At 40.6% G+C, this 20,826-nt stretch carries 19 protein-coding genes; 9 read left to right on the top strand and 10 right to left on the bottom strand.

Going from position 1 to position 20,826, the window contains the following annotated elements; genetic code table 11:
- Positions 1–15: 15 nt before the first annotated feature.
- From mnmE to serC, 4 genes are all read right to left on the bottom strand, one after another.
- A complete protein-coding gene (gene mnmE, locus HMPREF0556_RS06720) occupies positions 16–1,389 on the bottom strand; it encodes a tRNA uridine-5-carboxymethylaminomethyl(34) synthesis GTPase MnmE (protein WP_003756819.1) in 1,374 nt (457 codons plus the stop codon).
- Between the two features lie 309 nt (positions 1,390–1,698).
- Positions 1,699–2,937 (bottom strand): DUF1015 domain-containing protein, encoded by a 1,239-nt coding sequence (locus HMPREF0556_RS06715; protein WP_003756817.1) that lies wholly within the window; start codon positions 2,935–2,937, stop codon positions 1,699–1,701.
- Positions 2,938–2,969: 32 nt separating this feature from the next.
- Positions 2,970–4,157, bottom strand: coding sequence for a phosphoglycerate dehydrogenase (locus HMPREF0556_RS06710; RefSeq protein ID WP_003756814.1), 1,188 nt, complete (start codon positions 4,155–4,157; stop codon positions 2,970–2,972).
- A complete protein-coding gene (serC, locus tag HMPREF0556_RS06705; RefSeq protein ID WP_040486537.1) occupies positions 4,150–5,247 on the bottom strand; it encodes a 3-phosphoserine/phosphohydroxythreonine transaminase in 1,098 nt (365 codons plus the stop codon). The genes HMPREF0556_RS06710 and serC overlap by 8 nt, the downstream gene beginning before the upstream one ends.
- A gap of 277 nt (positions 5,248–5,524) precedes the next feature.
- Here serC and HMPREF0556_RS06700 point away from each other — a divergent pair, with 277 nt between their 5' ends.
- Together HMPREF0556_RS06700 and nfsA are read left to right on the top strand one after the other, a co-directional pair.
- Positions 5,525–6,124, top strand: a complete 600-nt coding sequence (locus HMPREF0556_RS06700) for a nitroreductase family protein (protein ID WP_003756810.1) — start codon at positions 5,525–5,527, stop codon at positions 6,122–6,124.
- A gap of 130 nt (positions 6,125–6,254) precedes the next feature.
- Positions 6,255–6,989, top strand: coding sequence for an oxygen-insensitive NADPH nitroreductase (gene nfsA / locus HMPREF0556_RS06695; RefSeq protein WP_003756808.1), 735 nt, complete (start codon positions 6,255–6,257; stop codon positions 6,987–6,989).
- Between the two features lie 108 nt (positions 6,990–7,097).
- On the opposite strand, the gene HMPREF0556_RS06690 is transcribed toward nfsA, so the two are convergent.
- The 6 genes from HMPREF0556_RS06690 to rpmH all read right to left on the bottom strand — a co-directional run bounded on the left by HMPREF0556_RS06690 (position 7,098) and on the right by rpmH (position 9,980).
- Complete coding sequence (locus HMPREF0556_RS06690) at positions 7,098–7,424, bottom strand: thioredoxin family protein (RefSeq protein ID WP_003756805.1); 327 nt, start codon at positions 7,422–7,424, stop codon at positions 7,098–7,100.
- A gap of 126 nt (positions 7,425–7,550) precedes the next feature.
- Positions 7,551–7,757: a hypothetical protein gene (locus HMPREF0556_RS06685; RefSeq protein WP_003756803.1), complete on the bottom strand. Its 207-nt coding sequence runs from the start codon at positions 7,755–7,757 to the stop codon at positions 7,551–7,553.
- Between the two features lie 150 nt (positions 7,758–7,907).
- Positions 7,908–8,531 (bottom strand): RNA-binding cell elongation regulator Jag/EloR, encoded by a 624-nt coding sequence (gene jag, locus HMPREF0556_RS06680; RefSeq protein WP_003756800.1) that lies wholly within the window; start codon positions 8,529–8,531, stop codon positions 7,908–7,910.
- Positions 8,528–9,343 carry a membrane protein insertase YidC gene (gene yidC, locus HMPREF0556_RS06675; protein ID WP_050777011.1) on the bottom strand — a complete coding sequence of 272 codons (816 nt, stop codon included), beginning with the start codon at positions 9,341–9,343 and terminating at the stop codon, positions 8,528–8,530. The genes jag and yidC overlap by 4 nt, the downstream gene beginning before the upstream one ends.
- 82 nt (positions 9,344–9,425) lie before the next feature.
- Positions 9,426–9,779, bottom strand: coding sequence for a ribonuclease P protein component (gene rnpA / locus HMPREF0556_RS06670; protein WP_036105288.1), 354 nt, complete (start codon positions 9,777–9,779; stop codon positions 9,426–9,428).
- 66 nt (positions 9,780–9,845) lie between these two features.
- Positions 9,846–9,980, bottom strand: a complete 135-nt coding sequence (rpmH, locus tag HMPREF0556_RS06665) for a 50S ribosomal protein L34 (protein WP_003756795.1) — start codon at positions 9,978–9,980, stop codon at positions 9,846–9,848.
- 560 nt (positions 9,981–10,540) lie between these two features.
- Here rpmH and dnaA point away from each other — a divergent pair.
- The 7 genes from dnaA (at position 10,541) to gyrA (ending at position 20,764) form a co-directional block, all read left to right on the top strand.
- Positions 10,541–11,878, top strand: coding sequence for a chromosomal replication initiator protein DnaA (gene dnaA / locus HMPREF0556_RS06660; RefSeq protein ID WP_036105285.1), 1,338 nt, complete (start codon positions 10,541–10,543; stop codon positions 11,876–11,878).
- A 178-nt stretch (positions 11,879–12,056) separates the two neighbouring features.
- Positions 12,057–13,202, top strand: a complete 1,146-nt coding sequence (gene dnaN, locus HMPREF0556_RS06655; protein ID WP_003756791.1) for a DNA polymerase III subunit beta — start codon at positions 12,057–12,059, stop codon at positions 13,200–13,202.
- 68 nt (positions 13,203–13,270) lie between these two features.
- Positions 13,271–14,632 (top strand): MATE family efflux transporter, encoded by a 1,362-nt coding sequence (locus tag HMPREF0556_RS06650; RefSeq protein WP_003756789.1) that lies wholly within the window; start codon positions 13,271–13,273, stop codon positions 14,630–14,632.
- A 240-nt stretch (positions 14,633–14,872) separates the two neighbouring features.
- Positions 14,873–15,091, top strand: coding sequence for a S4 domain-containing protein YaaA (yaaA, locus tag HMPREF0556_RS06645; RefSeq protein WP_003756786.1), 219 nt, complete (start codon positions 14,873–14,875; stop codon positions 15,089–15,091).
- A gap of 26 nt (positions 15,092–15,117) precedes the next feature.
- The gene (gene recF / locus HMPREF0556_RS06640) at positions 15,118–16,227 is read left to right on the top strand and encodes a DNA replication/repair protein RecF (protein WP_003756784.1); all 1,110 of its coding nucleotides are present in this window, start codon (positions 15,118–15,120) and stop codon (positions 16,225–16,227) included.
- Positions 16,228–16,259: 32 nt separating this feature from the next.
- The gene (gyrB, locus tag HMPREF0556_RS06635; RefSeq protein ID WP_003756782.1) at positions 16,260–18,200 is read left to right on the top strand and encodes a DNA topoisomerase (ATP-hydrolyzing) subunit B; all 1,941 of its coding nucleotides are present in this window, start codon (positions 16,260–16,262) and stop codon (positions 18,198–18,200) included.
- A 41-nt stretch (positions 18,201–18,241) separates the two neighbouring features.
- A complete protein-coding gene (gene gyrA, locus HMPREF0556_RS06630; protein WP_003756780.1) occupies positions 18,242–20,764 on the top strand; it encodes a DNA gyrase subunit A in 2,523 nt (840 codons plus the stop codon).
- Positions 20,765–20,826 lie beyond the last annotated feature (62 nt).

Below are 20,826 nucleotides of genomic sequence, written 5' to 3'. Positions count from 1 at the left end.
GATAGCCTCCCACATTTATTTTCCTAAACAAAATTGATTGAATAATTGATCGAGTAATTCATCTTGAACAGAATCTCCGGTTATTTCGCCTAGTAGATCCCAAGCACGAGTCATATCGATTTGGACGATATCAACTGGCATTCCCACGGAAACCCCTTCGACAACGGCATCTAATGCCTCGATGGCTTGATGCAGCAGCGCGATGTGACGGACGTTCGAGATATATGTGGCATCTCCTGCATCGATTTCTCCTTCAAAGAATAAAGAATTGATTGCTTCTTCTAAATCCCTCATTCCTTCATCTTTTAAAAGCGATGTTTCGACGATCGCATTGCCATTTGCCAATTTTTCTAGTTGTTTTCGGTCGATTTTAGATGGCAGGTCTGTTTTATTTAAAACCACGACAAAAGTATGTCCTTTCGCTGCTTCGAAAAGAGCTTCGTCTTCTATCGTCAAGGCTTCGTTTTGATTTAATACAAGCAGAATAAAATCTGCATCTGCTAGTGCTTTTCGAGAGCGTTCTACACCAATTTTTTCCACGATGTCTTCGGTTTCGCGTATTCCAGCGGTATCGATCAGACGAAGTGGTACGCCGCGTACATTAACGTATTCTTCAATGATATCACGAGTTGTACCGGCAATATCGGTAACGATTGCTTTTTCCTCTTGGATAAGCTGATTCAATAAGGAAGATTTTCCAACATTTGGTCGACCGATAATTGCTGTAGCTAATCCTTCACGCAAGATTTTTCCTTGTTTAGCAGTCAAAAGTAGTTGCTCTACGGAATTTTTGACTAATTGCGTTTTTTCTAGTAGCATGCGCTGGGTCATTTCTTCTACATCATCGTATTCTGGATAATCAATATTCACTTCCACTTGAGCAAGTGCATCCAAGATCTCTTGGCGCAGACTACGGATAAGTTTGGAAAGATTCCCATCTAGCTGGCGCAAAGCCACGCCCATTGCGCGGTCGGTCTTTGCTCGGATCAGATCCATCACCGCTTCTGCTTGGGATAGATCGATTCGCCCATTTAAAAAAGCTCTTTTGGTGAATTCACCCGGTTCCGCAAGTCTTGCTCCTTTTTCAAGTAGCAGTTGCAGTACGCGATTAACAGAGACGATCCCACCGTGTGCATTGATCTCTACCACGTCTTCTCTTGTGAAAGTTCGTGGCGCACGCATCACGCTGACCATCACTTCCTCGATCGTTTCTCCATTTTCTTTTATATGACCATAATGAATGGTATGACTGTCTACTTTTTCTAAACGCTTTTTGGCATAAAAAATACGATCCGCTATTTGAATCGCCAAGGGGCCGCTCAATCTAATAATAGCAATGGCTCCTTCTCCCGGCGGCGTTGAAATTGCAGCAATAGTATCAAACTCCATTCTTTACCCACCTTTCTAAGTAAAATATTTTCATTTTACTCCACGAATAAATATTGGCACATGATTTGCCTCAGATATCAACAACTTACGCTCCGCTTTCACCAAAGCAATTAAATTGTCAGCTTTATTTAATTGTTGGGATAAGTTATACACATATCCACAGTTTTCCAATTATTTCAATAACCTATATTTTAACTTATCCACATGTGAATAACAAGGTTTTATACTTAATTTATTAAAAATTCTCTGCCTGCAGAAAAATACATACCTGCCTTTTTATTATAAAAATGGACAAGTATGTATTTCTAATTATTTACTTTCTAAATCATGCACAAAAAGCCCACTTAATAATTTAGGCTCAAACCAAGTAGATTTAGGTGGCATGATCTCATTTGCATCAGCAACTTGCAGTAGATCCTCAATCGTGGTGGGATACATTGCAAAAGCAATCGTTTGTTTTCCGCTATCTACTAAGCGCTCCAACTCTTCCAACCCACGGATCCCACCAACAAAATCGATTCGCTCATCTCGTCTGATGTCCGTTATCCCAAATAATGGCGTCAATACTTGTGCTTGCAAGATCGACACATCTAGTTTACCTACAGCATCACTAGGAATATAGGCTGCTTTTACTTTCAGCTCATACCACTTACCAGCTGTATACATGCCCACATGTTTTGGCGATGTTGGTTTATAACGCGCTGGCTGTTCTTTCACTTCAAAAGCCGTTTCCAGCTGCTGCCGGAAAGTAGTTTCTAGCGGAATATCGATCACACGATTGTAATCCCAGATCGCCAATTCATTTTCGGGAAATAAGACGGCTAAGAAGGAATTGAATTCTGCAGATTCATTCCGATCCGGATACTGTTCCCTTCGTTTAAGCCCCACTTTGACGGCAGATTCTGTGCGGTGATGACCGTCTGCGATGTAAAGTGCCTCCACTTCTTCAAATGCTTTTGCCAGTCTTTCGATCGTTATATCGTCATCAATCGCCCACACGCGATGCTGAACATCGTGGAAACTTGTAAAATCATAAAGCGGCTCATTGGCAATGCTCCAATTTGCGACTATTTGATCGATCGTTTGCTGATGCCGATAAGTGAGAAAGATCGGACTTGTATTAGCATCACAAGCATCTACATGGCGAATACGATCCAACTCTTTTTCTTCACGAGTAAATTCATGCTTTTTGATTTTTTTATTGATATAGTCATCGATGGAGGTACATGCGACGATTCCCGTCTGCTTGCGACCACCCATTATTAATTGGTAAATGTAAAAGAAAGCTTTACTATCTTTTTTTAACCAGCCTTTATCTAAAAAGGTTTGTAAGTTAGTCTGTGCTTGTTCATAAACTCGGTCATCATATGGCGAGATCGTATCTTCCAGATCAATTTCCGCCTTGTCGATATGTAAAAAGGAAAAAGGATTTTCTTTTCCTAATTCCCTTGCTTCCTGCGTGTTTAAAACATCATAAGGAAGTGACGCCAGCTTATCTGCGATGGCTTCTTTTGGTCTGATTGCTTTGAATGGACTTACTTTTACCAATTTATTTCCTCCTTTATTTCCCGGGAAATTATTTATACATACGTTTTGACAGGTTCCAAGATCCGTACTCGTAAAACGCCTTGAATAGCGCTTAGTTCTCGTTTGATATCTCTTAGATCTGCTTTCGTATTCGCTTCATCCAAGTCGATCAACGTATAGGCATAATCGCCTTTACTACTATTCCGCATATCAATGATATTAAAGGTGTTTTTGGCAAGTTCCGTGGTTATTTGTCCTACCATGTTGGGAATGTTTTTATGACAAATACTGATGCGTGGCAATCCTTTATAAGGCATATCGACATTAGGATAATTGACTGCATTCTGGATATTTCCTGTTTCCAGATATTGCTTCAATTCTTTGGCTGCCATTTTCGCACAATTGATCTCTGCTTCTTCTGTTGAAGCACCTAAATGCGGAAATACCCGGACATTAGGATGCTTGATCAATTCTGGGGTAGCAAAATCCGTCATATATAGGCGGAAGCTTCCTTCATCCAGTAAAGCTTTGACTGCTTTTTTATCAACGAGTTCTCCTCTGGAAAAGTTGAGCAAGACTGCATTGCTTTTCAGCAGTTGCAATGTTTCTTCATTGAACATTTCTTTCGTATTTTCCATAAGTGGCACGTGGACGGTGATATAGTCGCATGTGGCGAGCACCTCTTCCAGCGTGATTGCCCGCGTAACTTCTTTGGAGATCCTCCACGCAGTGTCGACCGAAACAAATGGATCATAGCCGACGACATCCATTCCTAGATGAAGTGCATCATTAGCTACTAATGCGCCGATCGCGCCTAAACCGATGATTCCTAATTTTTTACCAGCTAATTCTGTTCCGGCAAATGCTTTTTTTCCAGCTTCTACTTTTTTCTCGATATCTTCACTCTCCAGCTGGTTGATCCACTGATTTCCTTCGATGATCGGACGAGCAGATAAGAATAATCCGGCCAAGACTAATTCTTTTACAGCATTCGCATTTGCTCCAGGTGTATTAAAAACGACAACTCCCCGCTCCGCACAATCCGTTGTAGGAATATTATTTACACCTGCACCTGCCCGAGCGATGGCTTTGATAGATTCTGGGATCGTGATCTCATGCAGGTTCTGACTTCTGAGCAGATAACCGTCTGGTGGCTGATTACCATCGATCAGATATTTTTCAATGTCAAATACTTGCAAGCCTTCTTTGGCGATATTATTAAATGTTTGAATATTAAACATGGACACGTCCTCCTTTTTGGACCTTAGCAAATTTATCCATAAATGAAATAAGTGCTTCGACGCCTTCTTGCGGAAATGCGTTATATAGACTTGCACGCATTCCCCCAACGGAACGGTGTCCTTTTAAATTAACTAGCCCGTTTGCTTCCGCTTCTTCGATAAAGCGTTTGTCCAGCTCTGGAGAAGTGGTTTGAAATGGAATATTTGTCAGGGAGCGGTCTCGTGGCAAAACTGGCGAACGAAAAAAGTCTGATTGATCGATATAATCATATAACAACCCTGCTTTTTTACGATTTTGTGCTTCCATCGCAGAAACGCCACCCAAATCATCCAGCCATTCAAAAACAAGTTTTGCTACATAAATAGCAAATGTCGGCGGTGTATTGTACATCGAACCGTTTTTGATATGCGTTTGATAATCAAGGATTTTCGGTATTCCTTGAACGCGGCCTACTAAATCATCCCGAATAATAACGATCGTCAATCCTGCTGGTCCGATATTTTTTTGTGCCCCTGCGTAGATTAGACCAAACTGATGGATATCATAATCGCTAGAAAGAATATTAGAAGACATGTCTGCCACGATTGGTACCTCGCCGTAATTGGGGATCTCATAGATCGTAGTTCCTTCAATTGTATTATTAGTAGTGAGATGCACATAAGCATAGTCCTCTGACAGCAATGGGAAATCTGGTATATAAGAAAAATTTTTATCTGCCGAGCTGGCTAATTCCTCTACTTCTATAGCTGAAAATTCCTGCGCTGCTTGAATCGCCTTTTCCGACCAAGAACCAGTGTGGATAAAACCGACTCTTTCTCCCTCTCGCACTAAATTACGGGGAATCATATCAAATTGCAGACTTGCCCCGCCTTGTAAAAATAGGACATGATAGTTGGAAGGGATATGCATCAATTTCCTGAGTAGTGCTTCGGCATCTTGAATGATCGCTTCAAATAAGGAGGAACGATGACTCAGCTCCATCACTGACATGCCTGACCCTTGATAAGACAACAATTCTTCTTGTACCTTTTTCAGCACGCTCTCCGGTAAAACGGCTGGTCCTGCTGAAAAGTTATAGACTCGCTTCACTCTCATCTCTCCTTCATAATTAGTAGATAACACATAATATTCCGATTTTTCAAATTTAGGGCTTACTTATTTGTACATTATAGCAGATTCTTTTGCCAATAACAGACTTATTTTTGGCAAATTTCACTAAAAACAGAACTTTATCCGCTTACAAGGAAGAATAATTCGTTTTTCAACTTTTTTTCATTTTCCAGATAAAATAACTTGAAAAATAAAAAATAGCTTCTATACTAAAGTAAGTTACTAATAATAAACATATAAAAGGAGTTTTTAAAAAATGGTTAGTGCTTTCTTAGAAACAATCAAAAATCGTCGTTCTATCTATGCAATTGACAAAAACGTTACTTTATCTCAAAGCGAGATCGAAGCAACGATCAAAGAAACGGTTAAAAATACACCAAGTGCTTTTAACTCGCAAAGTTCTCGTGTAGTTATCTTATTCGGTGAACACCATGAGAAATTATGGACGATCGTAAAAGATACACTGAAAAACATCGTTCCTGAAGATGCTTTTGAAGCAACAGAACAACGTATCAATTCTTTCCAGGCTGGATTTGGAACAGTATTATTTTTTGAAGATACTGCTGTTGTAAAAGGACTTCAAGAACAATTCGCTGCTTATGCAGAAAACTTCCCGCTTTGGTCGGAACAATCTACTGGTATCACGCAACATGCTGTATGGGTTGCACTTGCTGAAATCGGTTTGGGCGCAAGCTTGCAACATTATAACCCGCTTATCGATGATGCGGTAAAAGCAGAATGGGACATCCCAGCTAGCTGGAACTTACGTGCTCAAATGCCGTTTGGTAACATTGCACAACCTGCTGGTGAAAAAGAATATATCGCTGACGAAGATCGTTTCCGCGTATTCCGTTAATTTTTTAAAAAGCAGAGCCTACAAGCTCTGTTTTTTTTTTGAGTAAAATGACTTGCTTCTCTCTAAAGATAGCGCTAAAATTTGTACATCTTTGAAAAAAACTACAATATTTCTAAAGGAGCAGTGAAAAATGAATCCTGTCATTCAACAATTACAAAATCACTATTCCATTCGTGATTTTCAAGAAAAGCCACTTTCCACGGAGCAGATCCAAGAACTTGTCAAAAGTGCCCAAGCTGCTTCTACGTCCAGTTTCATCCAAGCCTACTCGATCATCGGCATCAATGATATCGAAAAACGAAAGAAATTATCCGCAATCGCTGGTAATCAGCCTTATGTGGTAAAAACCGGGCAATTCTTTGTGTTTGTAGCTGACCTTGCTAGACATGAGCGTATTGCGCAAAAACTGGGCAGTTCTTCGGAAGCACTATCCAGCACGGAAAAAATGCTTGTCGCTATTGTCGACGCTTCATTAGCCGCTCAAAACATGGCTGTGGCCGCAGAATCAATGGGATTAGGTGTTTGTTTCATTGGTGGTATCAGAAACGCGATTGAGGAAACGGCTGATATTTTGGAACTGCCGCCTTATACGATTCCTTTATTTGGCCTGACAGTCGGCTATCCCGTGCAGTCTTCCAAGCCAAAACCGCGGTTGCCAGAAGCGGCGATTTATCATGAAGACAGCTACCAGTTTAAAGATGACAGCATCGCAGCTTATGACGAGGCCATCCAAAACTATTATCAAAAACGAACCAACGGCGATCGAGTAGAAGCTTGGTCCGAGCAAATATCTCGCTTTTTAGAGCGTCCTAGCCGTTTGGATCTGAAACAATTCATTGAAAAGCAACAATTTATGAAAAAATAAAGTATGGCTTATATAAAAAAGCGCGTGGAATTTGTTCTTTAAGAACTTTTCCACGCGCTTTTAATTACTTTTTCCCCTTGATCATCATCCTTATACTCTAACCTTAGATCATTCTCTTTCTTCTGCCAAAATTGTATCTATCTTTTGCTTCAGTACTTCATAACTACATTTTCCTTTGATCTCTCCTATTTTTTCCCCGTTTTTTAATAAGATCGAATAAGGAAGTCCCTGGACTTCAAATCGTTTCATCAATTCTTCTTCCCGCTGCGTGTTGATTTTCACCACTTGTACCGGCTCATTTTCGTCAAGTGTCACTAACGTTTCGATAAATGCTCGGCACGGTGCGCACCATTCTGCCCAGAAATTCAGCAAAATAAGTGGATGGTTTTCGAGTATCTCTTCAAAATTTTCTTTTTTTGCGTGAAGGATCGCCATTACATTCACCTCACTACTAGCTTAGTATGCTCTGTACGATGAGTCAAGAAAACGGCTTAAATCCAAAAAACTACCTACTCTATATGAGTAAGTAGTCAGCTGCTTTTTAAGTTTTATTTGTCGTTTTTAGACTTCTGCTACAGTTACAGCAGTGACATTATTGTCATAAGCGTAAATCAAAGCATTATTGTCATCTTCAAAAACAAAATGTGTATCATTCTTTTCTAAGACTGCTCGACCAAACGCTTGCCCTTGGTCCGTTGCTTCAACTGTTTTTGAATACTTTTCTCCATCGATTGTCTTTACTGTCACACAGTAAGTACCCATATCCATGAATGTTCCACCTCCGATAATAGGGTCTATCCTAACATAGGAAGTAAGATTATTCCAACGATAACCCTTATAGATGATTGATTTTGCTCACTTTCCCCTAAAAAAAACCTTGCGATCCGCCGAAAAAATCAGCATGTCGCAAGGTTTTTTTTAATGTTTTCTTACTGGTTTGATAATGATATAGCGATAAGGATCTTTCCCCTCGGAATGTGTTTCCACATCTGTCCGGTCACTCAATATCGCATGGATGATTTTTCTTTCAAAGGAAGGCATTGCTTCTAAATGAACAGCTCGTTTCGTTTTAAGAGCTTTCGTCGCCATCTTGGTTGCCAAATGCGATAACGTTTCGTAGCGGCGTTCCCGATAATCACCTACATTGATCATGATGTTATAAAATTGTTCCGTCGTTCGGTTGACGATCAATTGCGTTAGATATTGTAAGGAGTTAAGTGTTTGACCGTGCTTCCCGATCAGTACACCTAGATCTGCGCCATTGACCTGGAAAGTGACATCTTTTCCGTCTTCTTGTACTTCGATTGAGATATCCGCACCCATTTTTTCAGCAACATCCATTAAATAGTTCTTCGCGGTTTCAATTCCATTTTCTTTTTCCACCACTTTGACCATTGCCAGCCTAGAACCAATTCCAAAAATACCTTTTTTACCTTCATCGATAACTTCGATCTCGACTCTATCGCGAACAGTATCTAAACTTTTTAGTGCATTTTGAATAGCGTCTTCAACGGTTTGTCCTTGAGCAGTTATATCTCTCACTTTCTTTTCTTACCTCCTTTTTTTGAGGCCTTCATGTTCGCTGCTTTCTTCTTCAATCTCTCTTCTTCTGCCGCTGCAGCTGCCAAAGCCTCTTGCTCACGTTTGTTTTTGAAAGGATTGTTTATTAAAAGCGTTTGTAAAAATGTAAAAATATTCCCGATGATCCAATATAGTGCCAGCGCGGACGGTAGCGAAATACCCATTACCAAAATCATGACTGGCATGATGTAAGTAATCATAGCCATGGATTTATTTTGCTGCACTTGTCCCATCATACCGATTTTGGAAGAAAAGAACGTTGTGATCGCTGCTAAGATCGGCAAAATGAAAAACTGATCCGGATGACCGAGTGTCATCCATAAGAATGTATCGCTTTTGATCTCAGCTGTCCGACTGATAGCTTGGTAAAAACCAATCAAGATCGGCATTTGAATCAGTAGCGGTAAACATCCCATCATTGGGTTTACATTGTGTTCTTGATAGAGACGCATTGTTTCTTGTTGCAGTTTTTGTTTCGTTTCGTTGTCTTTAGAAGCATATTTTTGTTGCAATTCTTTCATTTTCGGCTGGATCTTCGTCATTTCTTTTTGACTTTTGATCTGTTTGATCATTAAAGGCATAATGATTAAACGAATAATGATCGTTACAACGATAATACCGATCGCGTAACTGCCGCCTAGATTGTCGGAAAACCATCTGATCAACCATGATAATGGAAAAACGATATAATGGCTCCAAAAACCTGTTGAATCTTTTGTGATCGGGTCCGTGGAATAACCACATCCTGATAGCACCATTGCAAGTCCGATCATGATCCCAACGATCCATAATTTTTTATTCTTCAAAAGCTGTAACCTCCACTTCTTCCGCCTGGATAGAATTCATGTTGTTTCATTACTTGACTGTTTTGCGTAAAACACGCGCTAACTTGAGCACATGCGTCAAGCTCTTTTTAACTTCATGAAAACTCATATTGGCCGCCGGATTTCTGGCGATAATAATATAGTCATGACCGGAAGCTACTTCTCCTTCTAGTTCATGAAAAGATTGTCTGATGTATCGTTTCACACGATTACGGCAGACAGCGTTTCCAATTTTTTTGCTTACAGATAAACCAATGCGAAAATGTGTATCCGCACTTTCCTGTTTTAATAAATAAACAACAAATTGTCTATTCGCTACTGATTTTCCTCGTTTGAAAACTGTTTGAAACTCTTGATTTTTTTTGATTCGATATGCTTTTTTCATTATTTCCCCAACTTTAATGTAGTCATTTTTTCTAAAAAAAAGAACCACTGAGTCGTATTCAGTGGTCTACGCAGATAAAACTTTTCTTCCTTTACGACGACGACTTGCTAAAACTCTGCGTCCGTTTTTAGAACTCATACGTGAGCGGAAACCATGCACTTTTTTTCTCTTACGTTTACTTGGTTGATATGTTCTTTTCATTAATTACACCTCCCATAAAAGGGTCCAATCGATTTAATCTATTAGACAGTCTTGAATATTGTATGGTAATAGTTAGATTTTGTCAATAGACATTTCACTTTCTATCGGCATTCTATTAATAATCATATCATATTCGTGCGGCAAAAAAAATATCTATTTTTCAAAAGTAGAAATTTAGCTGTGGATAAATAGTTCCTTTTTTCAAAAGTTATACACAGGTTGGATAAAACACTTGGATATCTTTGTGGATAATCGAAATTTCAAAAACAAGTTATTTTTTATTTTTCAACAAGTTATACACAAGTTCAGTGCTGTGGACAAGCAGTTTTGCACATCTGGATAAGTTTGTGAGTAACTAAAGGCAAACCTTGCTATCAAAGAACTTTTCTGCTATTATAAACTTTGTCGAAAAAGCAAAAATACTGGGGATAATTTTATTTATCCACAATTAAATTTAAACTTGTGGATATTTTTTAAACAGCCTTGGGATAAGGTTATCCACCATTTTTTTATTTTTGTGGATAACTATGGTTTCTTACATAGATAAGGGAGGGATATTATTGCAATCAATAGAAGCTATTTGGCAAGAGGCACTTCAAGTGGTCAAAAAGAATATGAGTAAGCCTAGTTATGATACTTGGATGAAATCTACCACCGCCCATTCATTAGAGGGAAATCATTTTATTATTTCCGCGCCAAATAATTTTGTACGGGATTGGCTGGAAAAAAGTTATACCCAATTTATTGCCACCATTTTACAAGAAATAACTGGCAATACGTATGATGTTCAGTTCATTGATGGAGAACAAGAAGAAAAATTTGAATATGTCACTCCTAAAAAACATTTAGATGATATAGAAGAAAATCCGGAAAACAGCAAACATATGCTCAATCCGCGTTATGTTTTTGATACATTCGTCATTGGATCTGGAAATCGTTTCGCCCATGCGGCTTCTTTGGCAGTGGCCGAAGCACCTGCAAAAGCCTATAATCCGCTATTTATTTACGGAGGTGTTGGTTTAGGGAAAACGCATTTGATGCATGCCGTTGGTCATTACGTGCAGCAGCACAAAGAAAATGCTAATGTCATGTACTTATCTAGTGAAAAATTCACCAATGAATTTATTAGCTCGATCCGCGATAACAAATCGGAAGAATTCCGTGCTAAGTATCGTAATGTCGATGTTTTGCTCATCGATGATATTCAATTTTTAGCCGGAAAAGAAGGAACCCAGGAAGAATTCTTCCACACCTTCAACACTTTATATGACGAACAAAAACAAATTATCATTTCCAGTGACAGACCGCCTAAAGAGATCCCTACACTCGAAGACCGACTTCGTTCCCGCTTTGAATGGGGCTTGATAACAGATATCACACCGCCGGATCTGGAAACTCGGATCGCGATTCTGCGTAAAAAAGCAAAAGCGGACGGATTAGATATTCCTAATGAAGTCATGCTTTACATCGCTAATCAGATCGATTCAAATATCCGGGAATTAGAAGGTGCGCTTATCCGGGTCGTGGCCTACTCGTCACTTGTCAACAAAGATATTACTGCTGGCCTTGCCGCAGAAGCACTTAAAGATATTATTCCAAACAATAAACCGACTGTGATCACGATCAAAGCGATCCAAGCAGCGGTCGGCGAATATTATCATGTTCGCTTAGAAGATTTCAAAGCTAAAAAACGCACGAAAAGCATTGCCTATCCAAGACAAATCGCGATGTATCTATCTCGTGAATTGACGGATGCATCGTTGCCGAAAATCGGCGATGAATTTGGTGGACGAGATCACACTACTGTCATTCATGCCCATGAAAAAATCACGCAATTGATAAAAAGCGATATGAATCTAAAAAATGATATTGCTGAAATCGAAAAGCAGTTGCGCTAGCTTCCTGTGAAAATTGTGGATAACAAAATAAAGTTACCAACAAGTTATCAACATGTGGAAAACTTTTTAAAATCTATTTCCACAGTACTTATCCACTTATCCACAGCGCCTATTACTATTACTACTATTTTTTATTAATTAATTAAGACTATAATTCTATAAAATCTGGAGGTTACTCATGAAATTCATAATTAAACGTGATCGTCTTGTCCAAGCTGTTAATGAAGTCTCTCGTGCTATTTCATCTCGCACAACGATACCGATACTTACAGGAATAAAAATTACCGTCAACGATGAAGGTGTTACTTTGACCGGTAGTGATTCTGATATTTCCATCGAAGCATTTATTCCACTTATTGATAATGATGAAGTGATCGTCGAAGTAGAATCTTTCGGCGGGATCGTTTTACAAGCTAGATATTTCGGCGATATCGTTCGTCGTTTGCCGGATGAAAATGTAGAACTCGAAGTAGTCAGCAGCTACCAAACCAACATTCGTTCCGGGCAAGCTTCCTTTACATTAAATGGGCTCGATCCTTTGGAATATCCAAAACTACCAGAAGTAACGGACGGTAAGAAGATCATTTTACCGATCAATGTTCTTAAAAATATTATCCGTCAAACCGTTTTCGCGGTTTCTGCCATCGAAGTAAGACCTGTATTGACCGGTGTAAACTGGCTGATCAAGGAAAACTTGCTTACAGCTGTCGCAACAGACAGCCACCGACTTGCGTTACGCGAAATACCGCTGGAAACTTCCTTGGAAGAAGATTACAATGTCGTCATCCCAGGAAAAAGCTTGTCAGAATTAAACAAGATCTTGGATGATGCCAGTGAATCGATCGAAATGGTGATCGCGAACAATCAAATTTTATTCAAACTAAAAGATCTGCTATTCTATTCGAGACTTTTAGAAGGCAGCTATCCAGATACTTCTCGTTTGATCCCTACAGACATCAAGTCTGAACTTGTCATTAATTCTAAATCTTTCCTACAAGCGATCGACCGGGCGTCATTGCTGGCTAGAGAAAACCGCAACAACGTTATCAAACTTTCGACTTTAGAAAGCGGTCAGGTGGAAGTTTCTTCTAACTCACCGGAAATCGGGAACGTTTCGGAACGTGTTTTCAGTCAGCAATTTTCTGGCGAAGAGCTTAAAATCTCATTCAATGGTAAATATATGATGGATGCGTTGCGCGCATTTGAAGGTGACGATATCGTTATTTCCTTTGCAGGCACGATGCGGCCGTTTGTTATCAGACCGAAAGATGCTACGAATCCAAATGAAATCTTACAATTGATCACACCAGTAAGAACTTATTAAAAAAGGAGATCCGCCATTTAGACGGCGGGTCTTTTTTATTGTTTATAAGAAAGGAGTGTCTGCCAATAATGATGAAAGATATGACGACTGGGAATCCCACCAAGATCATCTTTTTATTTGCATTGCCTATTTTTATTGGAAATTTGTTTCAGCAATTCTATACCATGATCGATGCCATGATTGTCGGTAAATTCGTTAATGTCGATGCTTTAGCTGCAGTCGGTGCAACCAATTCCATCAATTTCTTTATGATCTCATTGATCATTGGTTTAATGAGCGGAGTTTCTGTAGTCGTAGCACAATATTTCGGCTATAAAAATTTTGACAAGCTGAAAGATGTAATCGCTACCGCCACTTATGCTGTAGTGGTCACGGCTATTGTACTGACTGTTCTCGGCATTCTTCTCGCGAAACCATTACTGCTTCTCTTGCGCACGCCGCCGGAAATAATGGATGATGCGACTATTTTCTTGACTACTTTGTTTATCGGTATTCTCCCGATGAGTTTATATAACGGGATCGCAGCTATTCTAAGAGCACTCGGAAATTCATTCACGCCACTCCTCTTTTTGATTTTTTCTTCTTTGCTGAATATCGGCTTGGATTTTTTACTCGTTGTTTATTGGCATATGGGTGTTCGCGGGGCAGCGCTCGCAACTGTACTATCACAGTTTATTGCCGCTATTTTATGTATTTACTATGCTTATCGTCACGTTCCGTTTATGCGGATCGAACGAGCAAAATTTAAAGTGACACCTTCTTTGCTCAAAGAAATGATCCGGATTGGATTGCCTTCCGGATTGCAAGGGTCGTTTATCTCAGTTGGGAATATGATCCTGCAGACATTGATCAATGGTTTTGGTTCTGCTGTCGTAGCGGCTTACACTGCTGCAAGCCGGATCGATTCGCTTACCTATCAGCCGGGGATAGCTTTCGGGCAAGCTTCTTCCATGTTCGCCGGACAAAATATGGGAGCGGGAAAAATCGATCGTGTCAAGAAAGGTTATTGGGCAGGAATCAAAGTAGTAACGATCATCAGCATCATCATCACGATCTTAGTCCAATTATTTGCCAAACAGTTTCTACTACTCTTCGTGGATGCAAAAGAAACCGAAGTTATCAAGATCGGTATGAGCTATTTAGTGGTAGTATCGTTATTCTATGTCGTTGTAGGTATTTTATTCGTTGTACGGGAAACACTGCGCGGCACTGGTGATGCGATCGTGCCACTTGCGATGGGTATCTTTGAATTAGTTTCCCGGTTAGCGATCGGATTTGCCCTATCACTCGTGATGGGCTATCTAGGATTATGGTGGGCGACTCCGGTAGCATGGATCACAGCAACCTGCTTAGGTGTCTGGCGCTACAGCTCCGGAAACTGGATGAAAAAAGCAGTTGTCAGGCAAGAACGTGAAGAAATAAACCCATAATTATGGTATAATAGATTCATATAAGCAGAAAAAGCGAAATCCTTGTTAGATTTCGCTTTTTCTTATCCCTTTCATTTAAACGGCGCAGAAGTCGTTTTTTTAGCTTTTTTATAAAATAGTAGGGGGATACTATTTTAACTAAAAAACGGAAATAAACCGTTTCTGAAAAAATTATTTTGTATTATTCCCAAATCTTTAGTAAAATAGAATTAAGAAACAAAAAAGAATGGACGTGACATTTTGGCTGATAAGGTAAAAATAAACAGTGAATATGTAACACTTGGTCAATTTTTACAAATGGTCGATGTAGTTTCTACCGGAGGGATGGCAAAAGCTTTTCTCAGCGAGCACCCGATCTATATCAACGGCGAACAGGATAATAGACGTGGCAGAAAATTAAGAAACGGCGACATTGTACTCATTCCAGGCAAAGGTAAATTGAAAATTGAGCAAGACTAATTTTTTATGTTAGGAATAAAACACATATGCATTTAGAAAATATGGTACTGAGAAATTTCCGCAATTACCCTTTTTTAGAAGTTGATTTTTCTCCGGCAGTCAATGTCTTTCTAGGGGAAAATGCTCAGGGAAAGACGAATTTATTAGAGGCCATTTTGATGTTGGCATTAGCCAAGTCGCATCGAACCGCAAACGATAAAGACTTCATTAACTGGGATTCCGAAGAAGCAAAGATCGAAGGTAGAGTATTCAGGCGCGGCCAATCCGTTCCGCTTGAATTGATGATCACCCCAAAAGGAAAAAAAGCAAAGGTCAATCACTTAGAGCAAAAGAAACTGAGCCAATATGTGGGTAATCTGAATGTAGTTATGTTCGCTCCAGAAGATCTGTCATTGGTAAAAGGCGCTCCCGGCGTGCGCAGACGCTTTTTGAATATGGAAATCGCTCAAATGCAGCCCGTTTATTTACACGAATTGAGTCAGTATCAGCGAGTCTTGCAGCAACGCAATCAATATTTAAAAGCAGCACAGATGAGCAAAAAGGCAGATCCGATCATGTTGGATATCTTAAATGAACAATTTGCAGAGATTGCGATCACGATCACCAAACGGAGAAGTGAATTTGTAAAAAAACTCATTCGTTTTGCCGCCCCTCTGCATTATCAAATATCGCGCGAGCTAGAGCAGCTGACGATTCGCTATGCAGCATCCATTGATTTGCAGGAAACAGACGAGTCAACGAAGACAAGCGTCATGGAAAAACTGCAAAAAAATAAAAAACGCGAGTTGGAACGTGGCGTGACACTTATCGGTCCGCACCGTGACGACCTTCATTTTTATATCAACGAGCAGGATGTTCAAGTATTTGGTTCGCAAGGCCAGCAACGAACGACCGCTTTATCGATTAAATTGGCAGAAATCGATCTGCTTAAAGAAGAGATCGGAGAATATCCGGTTCTATTATTAGATGACGTCCTCAGTGAATTGGATGATTTCAGACAATCTCATTTACTAGGTGCGATCGAAGGAAAAGTACAAACGTTTGTGACGACAACAAATATAAGCGGCATCGATCATAATACGATCAAACAAGCCACTACTTATACAGTGACACAAGGTAGCGTAGAAAAAAGCTAACAGAAATTTGAAGAAAGTGCGGTGAATTTTTAATGTCAGAAGAGAATATTACAAATGTACAAAGTAATGCCTCTGATTATAACGATGATCAAATACAAGTATTAGAAGGATTAGAAGCTGTTCGTAAACGTCCAGGGATGTATATCGGTTCCACAAGTCAGCGCGGACTGCATCATTTAGTGTGGGAAATCGTGGATAATGCGATCGATGAAGCATTAGCAGGTTTCTGTTCGGAGATCGAGATTACGATTGAAGAAGATAATAGTATTACAGTAAGAGATAACGGCCGGGGGATCCCCACTGGTATCAATGAAAAAGTCGGCCGCCCAACAGTCGAAGTTATTTTCACAGTACTGCATGCCGGTGGTAAATTCGGCGGCGGCGGATATAAAGTATCCGGCGGTCTGCATGGCGTAGGGGCTTCGGTCGTGAATGCTTTATCGACGGATCTGGAAGTATATGTCCACCGTGATGGTCAAAAGTATTATCAACGTTTTGAACAAGGAAATGTCGTTATGGATATGGAAGAACGCGGCGAAACAGACTACCGCGGGACAATCGTCCATTTCAAACCAGATCCTGAAATTTTCACAGAAACAACAGTATTTGATTTTGATACCTTACGCACGCGCGCAAGAGAACTTGCCTTTTTAAATAAAAATTTACGAATCTCGATCGAAGATAAACGTGAGGAGCATCAAGTACGCAAAGATTATCACTATGAAGGCGGGATTCGTTCTTATGTCGAACATTTGAATAAATCCAAAGAAGTCATTCACGAGCCACCGATTTACTTAGAAGGGGAACGTGAGGATATCATGGTTGAAATCTCCATGCAGTACAACACAGGATTTGCCAGCAACCTGATCTCGTTTGCCAACAATATCCATACCTATGAAGGTGGAACCCATGAATCTGGTTTTAAAACTGCTCTGACACGTGTTATCAATGATTATGCGCGCCGTAACAAGCTATTTAAGGATAGCGATGATAACCTGTCCGGGGAAGATGTTCGGGAAGGATTGACAGCGATCATTTCGATCAAACACCCGAACCCGCAATTTGAAGGTCAAACAAAAACTAAACTGGGAAATTCAGAAGCTCGTACAATTACCGATAAACTCTTCTCAGAGGCTTTAAATAAATTTATGATGGAAAACCCGGATGTCGGCAAAAAAATCGTTGAGAAGGGCGTTGTGGCTTCTCGTGCGCGTATGGCAGCTAAGCGTGCGCGTGATGTAGCCCGTAAAACAAGCGGATTGGAAATTTCCAACTTGCCGGGTAAACTGGCAGACTGTTCTTCCCGTAACCCAGAAATCAGCGAATTATACATCGTTGAGGGCGACTCGGCCGGCGGTTCTGCAAAACAAGGACGTGACCGTTTATTTCAAGCGATCCTGCCGATTCGCGGTAAGATTTTGAACGTTGAAAAAGCACGTTTAGATAAAATCCTTGCAAATGAAGAGATCAGAACGATCTTTACAGCCATGGGGACAGGTTTTGGCGGCGATTTCAATGTAGCGAAAGCACGTTATCACAAATTGATCATCATGACCGATGCCGATGTCGACGGCGCACATATCCGTACGCTGTTGCTCACCCTGTTTTACCGCTATATGCGTCCGCTCCTTGATGCAGGCTACATCTATATCGCTCAGCCACCGCTTTATCAAATCAAGCACGGCAAAGAAGTAGAATATGTTTACACAGATAAACAATTAGATGATTACCTCGCTTCCATCGGCAGCGACACAAAATATGCGATCCAACGTTATAAAGGTCTGGGCGAAATGAATCCAGAACAACTTTGGGAAACAACAATGAATCCGGAACACCGGACATTACTACAAGTCAACATCAATGACGCGATCGATGCGGATGAGACATTTGAGATGCTGATGGGCGACCGCGTAGAACCGCGCCGCAAATTTATCGAAGAAAATGCGCAGTATGTGAAAAACTTGGACATTTAATACGGACTAGAATGGCAATTTGAAAGGGAGGTTTCTCTTAAATGGCGGAAACACCAAACGATAGAGTTACAGAAATCAATTTAAATAAGGAAATGCGGACATCATTTTTAGATTACGCAATGAGTGTTATCGTAGCTCGGGCCTTGCCAGACGTGCGTGATGGGTTAAAACCAGTACATCGCCGTATTCTTTATGCAATGAACGATCTAGGAATGACCTCCGACAAAGCGTATAAAAAATCAGCGCGTATCGTCGGCGAAGTAATCGGTAAATATCACCCGCATGGTGACTCAGCCGTTTACTTTACAATGGTTCGGATGGCACAGCATTTCAGCTATCGAAACATGCTCGTTGACGGACACGGTAACTTCGGTTCAGTCGATGGTGATATGGCTGCAGCGATGCGTTATACAGAAGCAAGAATGTCGAAGATCGCGATGGAATTATTGCGAGATATCAATAAGGATACGATCGATTATGCGGATAACTATGACGGATCAGAAAAAGAACCAGTTATTTTACCAGCGCGTTTCCCTAACCTGCTAGTCAATGGGTCTTCTGGTATCGCTGTAGGGATGGCTACCAATATCCCTACGCACCATCTCGGTGAAGTGATCGACGGAGTTCTGGCGCTCAGCCGCGATCCAGAAATCGAGATTCGCGAATTGATGGAATATATTCCAGGGCCGGATTTCCCGACAGCTGGATTGATCATGGGAAGAAGCGGAATCAGACGTGCTTATGAAACTGGTCGAGGTTCGATCGTAGTTCGTGCACGCGTGGACATCGAAGAGAAAAAAAATGGCAAAGAAACGATCATTATCACGGAAATACCGTATCAAGTTAATAAAGCTCGTTTGATTGAGCGTATCGCAGAATTAGCGCGTGAAAAGAAAATCGACGGCATCACTGACATCAATGATGAATCCGACCGTTCTGGTATGCGGATCGTCATCGAAGTCCGTCGTGATATAAGCGCAAGCGTGATCATCAATAACTTATATAAAATGACTGCATTACAAACGACTTTCGGGATCAACATGCTTGCATTGGTGGATAATCATCCTAAAGTCCTTAACTTGAAGCAGATCTTATATCATTACTTAGAACATCAAAAAATCGTGATCCGCAGACGGACCGAATTTGAATTACGCAAAGCAGAAGCAAGAGCGCATATCTTAGAAGGTCTGCGTATCGCGCTGGATAACATCGATGCCGTGATCGCTTTGATCCGTAGTTCTAATACTACGGAAACCGCTAAAGAAGGCTTGATGACAAAATTCCAATTGTCCGACAAACAAGCGCAAGCGATTTTGGATATGCGTTTGCAGCGTCTGACAGGCTTAGAACGCTCGAAAATCGAAGAAGAGTATCAAAACTTGATGACTCTGATCAACGACTTAAAAGCGGTTCTAGCGGATGAAGAGCGCATCTTAGAAATTATTCGTGAAGAATTAGAAGAAATCAAAATCAAATATGCCGATAAGCGTCGTACAGAGATTTTAACAGGCGATATCGTCAACATTGAAGATGAAGACTTGATCCCAGAAGAAGAAGTAGCTATTACCTTGACAAAACGCGGTTACATCAAGCGTTTGCCACTTTCTACTTACCGCAGCCAACGCCGCGGCGGGAGAGGTATCCAAGGAATGTCGACTCATGAGGATGACTTCGTAGAACATTTAGTTGCAGCAAGCTCTCATGATACGCTTCTTTTCTTTACCAATACAGGAAAAGTTTACCGTGCGAAAGGCTATGAAATCCCTGAATATGGCCGTACAGCTAAAGGGATTCCACTTATCAACTTATTAGGCATCGAAAGCCAAGAACAGGTAAATGCGGTGATCAACGTTTCTGAATTCACGGAAAACAGTCATTTATTCTTCACTACCAAACATGGTGTCGTGAAGAGAACTGATATCTCGCAATTTGCCAAGATTCGCCAAAGCGGCTTGCGTGCTGTAGATTTACGAGAAAATGACGAATTGATCTCCGTTCAGATCACAGATGGCAATAAAAATATTATTATTGCGACCAAACAAGGCCAGTCGATTTATTTCCCGGAAAATAATATCCGTGTAATGGGTAGAACTGCCGCTGGTGTCCGTGGAATCCGCTTACGCGAGGATGATGAAGTAATCGGCATGGAAATCCTGGAAGACGATCAAAAAGTCTTGATCGTTACCGAAAAAGGATATGGAAAACAAACTCCAGCTGCGCAATATCCACTTCGTAATCGAGGCGGGATGGGCGTTAAGACGGTGACGATCACTGAGAAAAACGGTAATCTAGTAGCAATGAAAACTGTTTCCGGCGAAGAGGATATCATGCTTATGACAGTTAGCGGTGTTATGATCCGTTTCGAGATCGGAACAGTTTCCCAAACCGGCCGGAGCGCAATGGGTGTAAAACTTATCCGTTTAGATGAAAACGAAAAAGTAGCGACTGTTGCCAAAGTACCAAAAGAAGAAATCCTAGACGAGGAAGAAGAAATTTCAGAAGAACTGATCGTAGAAGTTCCAGATGAAAATTTTGAAGATACCCCGCCAAGTGATGAAATATAAAAGTAAATACAGGATCTGCCTATTAGGCTGATCCTGTATTATTTAGGATAATGGAGGAAATA

The organism is Listeria grayi DSM 20601 (genome assembly GCF_000148995.1).
In the GTDB taxonomy this organism is placed as follows: domain Bacteria; phylum Bacillota; class Bacilli; order Lactobacillales; family Listeriaceae; genus Listeria; species Listeria grayi.
This window is presented reverse-complemented; position numbering and strand designations above follow the sequence as displayed.